General features: G+C 60.7%; 8 protein-coding genes and 2 pseudogenes. 4 read left to right on the top strand and 6 right to left on the bottom strand.

Annotated features, from left to right (window positions below):
- Positions 1–27: 27 nt before the first annotated feature.
- From PQR02_RS38815 to PQR02_RS38795, 5 genes and pseudogenes are all read right to left on the bottom strand, one after another.
- Positions 28–616: pseudogene (locus tag PQR02_RS38815) on the bottom strand (NAD(P)H-binding protein).
- Between the two features lie 240 nt (positions 617–856).
- Positions 857–1,330, bottom strand: coding sequence for a zinc-binding dehydrogenase (locus tag PQR02_RS38810; RefSeq protein ID WP_408243125.1), 474 nt, complete (start codon positions 1,328–1,330; stop codon positions 857–859).
- A 586-nt stretch (positions 1,331–1,916) separates the two neighbouring features.
- Complete coding sequence (lon, locus tag PQR02_RS38805; RefSeq protein ID WP_408243123.1) at positions 1,917–4,328, bottom strand: endopeptidase La; 2,412 nt, start codon at positions 4,326–4,328, stop codon at positions 1,917–1,919.
- Between the two features lie 33 nt (positions 4,329–4,361).
- On the bottom strand, positions 4,362–4,766 hold the full coding sequence (locus PQR02_RS38800; protein WP_408243122.1) for an Hsp20/alpha crystallin family protein: 405 nt from the start codon (positions 4,764–4,766) through the stop codon (positions 4,362–4,364).
- A 568-nt stretch (positions 4,767–5,334) separates the two neighbouring features.
- Complete coding sequence (locus tag PQR02_RS38795) at positions 5,335–5,844, bottom strand: hypothetical protein (protein WP_408243121.1); 510 nt, start codon at positions 5,842–5,844, stop codon at positions 5,335–5,337.
- A gap of 113 nt (positions 5,845–5,957) precedes the next feature.
- Here PQR02_RS38795 and PQR02_RS38790 point away from each other — a divergent pair, with 113 nt between their 5' ends.
- The 3 genes from PQR02_RS38790 (at position 5,958) to PQR02_RS38780 (ending at position 7,358) form a co-directional block, all read left to right on the top strand.
- Entirely contained in the window at positions 5,958–6,206 is a 249-nt protein-coding gene (locus tag PQR02_RS38790; protein WP_408243120.1) for a hypothetical protein, read from the top strand.
- 499 nt (positions 6,207–6,705) lie between these two features.
- A complete protein-coding gene (locus PQR02_RS38785; RefSeq protein WP_408243126.1) occupies positions 6,706–7,089 on the top strand; it encodes an NAD(P)/FAD-dependent oxidoreductase in 384 nt (127 codons plus the stop codon).
- On the top strand, positions 7,086–7,358 hold the full coding sequence (locus PQR02_RS38780) for a UBP-type zinc finger domain-containing protein (protein ID WP_408243119.1): 273 nt from the start codon (positions 7,086–7,088) through the stop codon (positions 7,356–7,358). Before PQR02_RS38785 ends, PQR02_RS38780 begins: the two co-directional genes overlap by 4 nt.
- Before the next feature lie 52 nt (positions 7,359–7,410).
- Here PQR02_RS38780 and PQR02_RS38775 read toward each other — a convergent pair whose 3' ends face one another.
- Positions 7,411–8,025, bottom strand: a complete 615-nt coding sequence (locus tag PQR02_RS38775) for an AAA family ATPase (RefSeq protein ID WP_408243124.1) — start codon at positions 8,023–8,025, stop codon at positions 7,411–7,413.
- A 186-nt stretch (positions 8,026–8,211) separates the two neighbouring features.
- Between PQR02_RS38775 and PQR02_RS38770 the strand changes: the two are divergent.
- A pseudogene (locus PQR02_RS38770) lies at positions 8,212–8,564 on the top strand (hypothetical protein); the annotation flags it as partial.

Raw genomic sequence — 8,564 nt, 5'->3', positions numbered from 1 at the left:
GTCCTTATCGCGACAAAACCCGCAGGGCTACACACGGGCTAACGCATCTCCAATAGGCACGTCTCCTCCTACAAAACCAATTACCTTGTTCACCAGTCGCGCCTTGAGCGCATCGAGAACGACCTCGGCCACATCTTCACGCGCCAGCTCCCGGCTCCATTGTCAGCGTGCCGGGGCGCAGCAAAAGGTAATCGAGCCCGCTAGCAATCACGTAGTCGTCCGATTCGCGTTTCATTTGCGCGTAGTGTTGCAGTGCTTGCTGCGAGCGTTCCGGGGCGTACGCAAGCAATGCACTGATAACGACAAAAAGGCCCACGCTGCTTTGCTTTGCGTAATCGACCGACTTGATGATCGAGTCGCGGTCGATCAGGCGTTCCTGCTCCGCGCCCTCGGTTTCTGCCGAGCCGGCGGCATAAATGACAGTATGTACGCCGCTGAATACATGCGAGAAATCGCCAGACAGGTCGGCAATGAGCGGTCGGACGCCGAACCGCTCGAAAGCATCGCTTTTTGCCGCGTTGCGTATCAACGGGCAGAACGGGATGGCGGCGGCATGCAATTTTTCGGCTACTAGCCGACCCGTTCTCCCGCTCGCGCCAATTAACAGAATGCTCATGACTTTTCTCCTGGAACGATGTGCTGCGCCGTAGCGTGTTTTCACAGTCTAGTTCTAGTATCAGAACGCGAAAGTCTTCTGCATCCATCAGGCTGGGGCAAGTCGCAACGGCGGGCCCAACCGCTATTCCTCGTCACCGAGTTTCTCTGCGACCGTGAGCGCAGTCTCCCGTGCAGTGTCAAACTTTGGAACCATGCCGCGCTAGCGCGCGGCAACTTTGCAGGAATTCGGTTCGCTTCCTCAAGACTTCGATGGGAATTCGACGATTAGCCGGATGGCGGCGCCGTCATGCAGGAGATCGAAGCCGTGATTGATGTCTTCGAGAGCCAGGCGAGCCGTTAGCAGCCTGTCGACGGGAAGATGCCCCTGCATGTATATGCTTATGTAGCGAGGAATATCGCGTGAGGGAACGCAGGTGCCAATATAGCTGTCCTTGAGGTTGCGTTCTTCGCCGACGAGTTTTGTGACCGAAAGCCCGCAGGACGACGTAGGCGGAGGGAGACCGGCCGTGACAGTTGTTCCTCCACGGCGCGTAACGTTATACGCAAGGCTCAAAGCGGGATTGGCGCCAGCGAACGCCAGCGCTCGATCGACGCCGCCGGATGTCGCGGTGTGGATCGCGGCTTCGGCGTCAGGGGCTTTGGCGTTGAAAACATGCGTCGCACCAAGCGAGCGCGCGAATTCGAGTCGCGAGTCAGAAAGATCGACTGCGATGATCTGGCGAGCGCCGGCTGCGACGCACCGATAAGAGCTGCATTGCCAACACCACCTAGACCGATCACGGCGATCGACATACCTGCCTTGAAATCGGCCGTCTTGATCACCGCTCCCATGCCGTCAGGACGGCGCACCGAAGAGGGCGGCTGTGTCCAGAGGTACTCCCAGAATCAAACTTCACTAGAGATCGACGCGATACGCTCGCATGTTCCGCAAAACCGAGCACCCCAGTAGGTCTGTACGGTGGCGTTCAAATCGGTAAAAACAACCGCACGGACTCTTTATAGAAACTCCCGAGCTGAGGCGGGTGACTCAAATGCCTGCCCCAAAACGCACGGAGTCGCAACGTCGTAAGCGGGCTGTGGAGGGCCGGTACGGACACGACAGCGGTCAACCGGCCCGAGCCCATGAGAGGCGCTTGCTGGCCGACCTCTGCCTGAATCGGTCGGCTCAGTTCGGCCGATTCTGTTTGAAAACTCCGGGATGTTCGCCACTGTGTTCGTCCAGGGGCCACCGATTGCGTTTCAAGGCCCTCCGCGGGAAACCGGCATCCCTTGGATCGTCGTCCATCCCTGGTGACTCGTCAGTCTACGGTGCGCTGAGCCTTACCCGTTCTGGTCTCGATCAACTCGCGCAGTGCGTCATCCACCGTTTCCATCAGCACAAAGCCCAACTGGCTTCGTGCATCGGCGGGGATGTCCTCGAGATCCGCGGCGTTGCGCGCGGGCAGCAAAACCGTTTTGATACCCGCGCGCAACGCCGCAAGCACCTTTTCCTTGATGCCGCCTACCGGCAGCACGAGGCCACGCAGGCTGATCTCACCAGTCACAGCGCAATCGCTGCGCACGGCTTGCCCCATCATGAGTGACGCAATCGCAATAAAGAGCGCCACACCAGCACTGGGGCCATCTTTGGGAACCGCGCCGGCAGGCACGTGGACATGAATGTCACGCTTGTCGAAACCCATGCAATCGATATTCAGTGCCTCGCACTTCGACTTGACCAAGGTCAGCGCGGCCTGAGCGCTTTCCTTCATCACGTCTCCCAGCTGGCCGGTCAGTACCAGCCGTCCCCCGCCCGGAGAGCTACTCGCCTCGATGAAGAGCAGTTCGCCGCCGACGGGTGTCCAAGCTAGTCCGGTCACCACGCCCGGCAAACTGGTGCGCATGGCGACCTCGCTCTCGAAGCGGTGATGTCCCAGTATCGACGGCAAGCGATCGGGGTCGATTCGCTCGCGCGTGGCCGGATCCTCGGCGACGCGCAACGCCACATATCGAAACACTGAGCCGATCTGCCGCTCCAGGCTGCGCACACCCGCTTCGCGTGTGTAGTAGCGAATGATGGCGCGCAGCGCCTCGTCGCTCAGTTCACATTGCTCGGCAGCGAGCCCGCAAGCCTTCAATTGGCGTGGAACCAGGAAGCGCTGGGCGATCTGAAACTTTTCGGCCTCGGTGTATCCGGGTAGATCCAGAACCTCAAGACGGTCCCTCAAAGGCCCAGGAATACCTTCGAGCTGATTGGCGGTGGCGACGAATACGACAGCGGACAGGTCAAACGGCACGCCAAGGTAGTTGTCCCGGAAGGAGGCATTCTGCTCCGGATCCAGAACCTCGAGCATCGCCGCAGCCGGGTCGCCATGCACACCATGGCCGAGCTTGTCGAGTTCGTCCAGTAGCATGACGCAATTGCGTGCACCCGCTTTGCGGATGGCCTGGATGATGTTGCCCGGCATGGCGCCGATATACGTCCGCCGATGGCCGCGGATTTCGGATTCGTCATGCACGCCACCCAGGCTGACGCGCACAAAGGGCCGCTCCAGCGCGCGCGCGATGCTCTGACCCAACGATGTCTTGCCCACCCCTGGCGGGCCGAGAAAGCAAAGAATAGGCGCCTTGCCCAGCGGATTGAGCTTCTTGACACCGAGATATTCGAGGATGCGACGCTTGACCTTGTCGAGGCCAAAGTGCGCTTCATCAAGGATATGCCGCGCCCGGGCGATGTCGATGGGCGCTTCCGGCGGAAGTGCCCAAGGCAGTTCCGTCAGCCATTCGAGGTAGCTCACGCTAATCGAGTATTCGGAGGAGGCTTCCGGCATCCGCTCCAGCCGGGAGAGCTCCTTGCGCGCGTGCGCCTCGACATCCGGCGGCATATGGGCAGCTGCAATCGCTTCGGTCAGCTTGCGGGCTTCCTCACCGGTCTCACCGCTTTCGCCTAGTTCCTGCTGGATGGTCCGCAGTTGCTCGCGCAGCATCATTTCGCGTTGACGCTGGTCGAGCCGGCCTTTAGTCTGCTCGCCGATTTCGCGCGACAGACGCAGCACTTCAATTCGTCCGGCGACGGCGTCCAGCACCTTGTCCAGCCGCTTGCAGATGTCGAGTGTTTCGAGGATGTCCTGCTTGCGCTCCGGGGGGATGTCGAGCAGACCGGCCACGGTATCGGCCAGTAGCCCGGGTGCCTCAATCGCGTCCAGCGCCCTCACGAGTTCCGCCCCTGCATTGGGGAGCAACCCGACCATTTCCCCAGCACGTTGTCTCAGGACCAACGCGCGCGCGTCGATGGCGGAGTCGCGTTGCGCAGTTTCGGGCAGTATTTCCACCCGGGCGGCACGGAACCCGAGGCCATCCACCGGCGCGATCAGGCGAAATCGCTCCACACCTTGGCAGATCAGGTGATGCGCGCCGTCGTCCGCGCTGGTGACATAGCGCAGCACGTTTGCGACCGTGCCAATCGTGTGGAGGCCATCGAAGGGTGGGTCCTGCACCTGCGGATCGCGTTGCAGCACGATGCCAAGGGGCTGCTGACGCTTGACGGCGGCCTGCACATCCTCCTTGGCCTGCCCACGTCCCGCCGTCAGCGGTATCACCATGCCCGGAAATAGCACCGCATTGCGAACCGGAAGCAGGATCAGGCTATCCTCGGGCACTGCGGGCATCGTGGCAGCTTCCAGGTCGGGCGGCCTGGACTGAGGGGCGTCGCTTTCGCTGTCCGTGCTCATCTTCGTTCCTCGATTTGCCGGCCCGCGCCAGGCTCAATCCTGCCTCTCGAAGTCCAGCAACAGGCAACCGTGTTCAGAGTCGCGCCGTATCAGGCGATAGCGCCCGGCCGGAAGCTGGATACGCCGCTCAAAGCGGCCATAGGGGATTTCCAGACAATGGACCGCGCCCCCGGCCAGCGCGCGCGGCAATGTCCTTTCAGCGGCCACGACAAGCGCGCCGCCTTCGAGGTTCAAGTCCACCTGATCGGGCGGCACACCGGGTAGCGCCACCACGATCGCGAGCAAGCCGTCGTGTTCGAAGACCTCAATAGGCGGCTCCCATACCGGCAACCTCGCGTGTTGGCCGGCCAGCCGGAAGAACTGCCGATGCAGGCGCGCGGCGCGCTCGAGCGCGTCGATGGCGGTGTCCCACATGATCGTATGCCGGGTGATTGACACGTACGACTCCCTGCCTGTTCGGTCAGCCCAACGCTGGCTGTCCATTCATCAAAGGCGATAGGTGCGCGCCTGTCAAGTCAGTGAAGGCGAATGTATAGCTTCTGACCGTCAGTCCTGACCGAGGTTGGAACTATTGCTCCGGTTTCGATGCGACGCACTCCTCCCACAGTAACAGGATCACTTGCCGGAAACGTTTCTTCGAGCGCCTCATCGAGAGAAGCGTCCGATCGGGACGTTGAGGTTTCTTCCATCTGCGGGAAGGGGGTAAGTGCAGAAGACACTCTGAAATCAGATCGAGATTTTTTCATGACGTATTTTTTCGTCCATCGAAAACGGGAGGGGAAAACAAAGCGGCGTGGTGACGGCCCGTATCGGCAAAGAACTTGTGCTGCTCCCTTTTCAATCCGCGGCTCAGCGGCCAGGGCCGCCTGTCGCGTCCGATCAGGACATCCCCTTCTACATCTGCCGACTCAGACTCAGTGGCGTTGCGACGACGTGGAATCGGCAGAGGGTCTGGATGTCATTCGGCATGGCACCTCTTGATTTCCTCATCCACGAGCTACGGACGTCACCAGGCAAGCGGCTGATGAAACACCTTGCCGCCATCGCCGAGCACGACGTCTTCGATCTCGAACAGCGGCGGCTCCTTGACTTCCAGGATCAGCGCGACGCTCCCGGGCAGGAGTTCGCCGGAAATGGATTTCGTCAGTTTGCCGTCGAGAATGTCTTCGACCGCATGCCCGGCGAGGCCCGCGCCTGCGCCAATCGTGAACCCCGCGATCGCACCGGCCGGGGATCTTTCGCAATAACGCGGTCCGCTATGATGTGCGGAACAAGATGAATGACCGAGAGCTGGATGAAGACCATACAGCCGAGACGAGCCGCATGCGGATGAAATTGCCCGCGCGCTCGCGCGGCGGACTATCATGCACTCGACAAGGAACGACTGGTTGCTCTCGCGCAGAGAAATCGTGCTGACAGCGATGTGATGGCGGTGCGCGACGGTATCACCGAGCCGCACTTCGACAGCGAGGCGGCCGTCATTGGGGTGACGACGTCGCCGCTGAGTGACGCGCATTGCGTTATTCGACGTCGCAAGCATGCCGACTACATTAGCGGTTTGCTTGTAGACTTGCGTCCGTCACTCTGATGCCGATGCGTGGCGGAGCGTCGATGTAAGGGAGCAGTACGATGCAGGAAGTGCATATTCATCGCGGCTTCACGGTGACCGTTCTGGCCGAAGATGACCCTGCGGGCGGATCGACGGTGACGACGCGGATAGAACGTAGCGATGGCGCTCAACCCGACGGCGGGGAGTGGGCCGCGCCGCGCCTGAAGCGCTCGCGTTTTCGTGGTGCGACCGCAATCGGCGCGGCGTTCGACGATGCCCGCCGCGAAATCGATAGCGCGTTGGGTAGCGACGATCCACTGGACCAATAAAGCCCGACGCCCCGAATCGGAGCCCGTCACAAGGGCGCGCCTGTCTTTCAGTTCCATTCCTTGTCGTCAGCGGGACAGTGCGCAAAAGAGGGACAGCGCAGCGGACTCCACCAATCCGCGTATGCGACGGGTTCCGAGCGAGGCCTGTGAGGGACGCGAAATGCGCGTTGCCCGTTCTTGTAATCGAAGATCGACGCGCAGGTCCTGCAACTCGCTCGTCTCCAGCGGCTTCCCGTTCGCTTCCATGACGTATGAGTTGCACAGCAGACGGTCCCAACGAGGCTGCACGGCGAACCGGCGCTGAGGCATCCGTTATGGGTCGAGCTTGACCTTAATCCATCCGGGCTCGCGCAAGTCGAACGCGCGGTACGCAGTAATTGCGTCGGCAATCGGTTCGCGTTGCGTGAGCGCAGAGGTGGCCGCGCAAAATTCGGACAGTCGGATAAGTGGAACGCTCGGGGCCTGAGCCGGCGATAATGCCGACAAAGGAACCTGGAAGATGACGAAGAGAACCCGACGGACGCATTCAGCCGCGTTCAAAGTGGATCGCATCTCGTCGGCGTCGAACATCGAAGAGCGCATGTGCGCCGAAGTTACCGCGCTCGCAGGCAGTGACGTGTTGCAGGAGATCACGCTGACCGATGTGCGCACCGGCGGGCAATGCACGGTAAGTACGAATTGGCTATTCGTCTGCATTGGCGGCGTGCCACAGACCGAATGGGCGCAGGAGGTTGGCATTGTCCGCGATGAAGGCGGCTATCTCGTGACCGGTCCCGACCTGCAGGAATATCGGGCCAACCTGAAATGGCCGCTTGAACGCGCGCCGAGCGCAACCTTGATCCGCGCACGTCTGCGCGCACCTGTCCGAGGAGCACGATCATGACCCCTGGTTGCACGCACCTGGGCGAAGCCCGCATTCTCCACACTCCCATTGACTATTGCGAGGACTGCGTGAAGCTTGGCCAGCCGTGGGTACATTTGAGGCTTTGTCTTTCTTGCGGACACGTCGGCTGCTGCGATTCGTCGCCCAACCGGCATGCAAGCAAGCATTTTCACGCGACCGGCCATCCGCTGGTGCGTTCAATCGAACCCGGCGAAACGTGGATCTGGTGCTATCGCGACGAGATCGTCGCAGGTGAACTTGAATCCTGACGGCGACGCCGCCCGCCCGCCGGGCGGCGTCGCGTTCTTCGGCAGGCGAGCCTCACGCAGGCGCCGGTGCCTCCTTAGACGCCTCGCTGGGCGCTTCTGTGGGCGGTGCTCCTTTCTGCACACGCACGGAGTGCGTACCCGAGTCGTAGGTCATTGTGACCTTGTCGCCGTCGCGCACGTCGCCTCGCAACAGCGCATCGGCGAGTTGCGACTCCACCTCAAGACGAATCTTGCGTTTGAGCATCCGCGCACCGAACTCGGGGTCATAGCCGATCTGCGCAAGGTGATCGCGCAAGCCGTCGTCGAACGACAGATCGATGCCTTGGGCCAGCCCCGTACGCTGTACGCGCGCAAGCTGCAGATCGACGATGGTGCGGATCTGCTCCTTGCCGAGCGCACGAAACACGACCACCTCGTCGACGCGATTGAGAAACTCCGGCCTGAAATGATGCCGCAGGATTTCCATCAACCGGTCGCGCAGCTCAGGATAGTCGAGCTGCTTCGAGTCAGCCTTCATGTTGTCCTGGATCAGCTGTGAACCGATGTTGCTGGTCGCGATGATGATCGTGTTGGTGAAATCGACCAGACGTCCGTTGCCGTCGGTGAGCCGCCCTTCGTCGAACAGTTGCAGCAGGAGGTTGTGCACCTCCGAGTGCGCCTTTTCAATCTTCGCCCGACCGAAAGACTGATGGGTGCGTCTCCATTGCAGGTATTAGAGTCGGCTCAGATGCGCGTGGAGAGCGACTACCTACCTCAGCCGTTACCGCTAGATGAGCGGAAGTACGGTCGAACGTTCTGGCACATAGCGGAGTGTACTATCCGCGGAAACATTGCAAAACATCATCGACCGTATGTGCGTACTGATAGATGCCGATATACGAACACAATTCTCTCGAACAGATACAACCTTGTCGGCAAGAAATTGCTTCTGTATATCGATCGTCGCGATATCCGAATCGCATGCGGCAGTGTCGTGGAGACCGGTGAGATGCTTGGCGCCATGGTTCCAGAGGCCCGCTGGTCGCGCCGAGCGTACTCGCTTCAAGAACGCAAGCTCTTTAACCGTACGGCGCTTGCTAAGACCGGTGAAATCGACAGTGATCCAATTGACATGTGGCGACAGGAAAAAGCGCAGACGCTTCGCAGCGAGCGCCAATCAAAGAAGGCTCGTGCGCGGTCGTCCAAAGCAGCGTTGCTCATGGCAAA

The organism is Paraburkholderia sediminicola (genome assembly GCF_046026895.1).
In the GTDB taxonomy this organism is placed as follows: Bacteria; Pseudomonadota; Gammaproteobacteria; order Burkholderiales; family Burkholderiaceae; genus Paraburkholderia; species Paraburkholderia sediminicola_C.
This window is presented reverse-complemented; position numbering and strand designations above follow the sequence as displayed.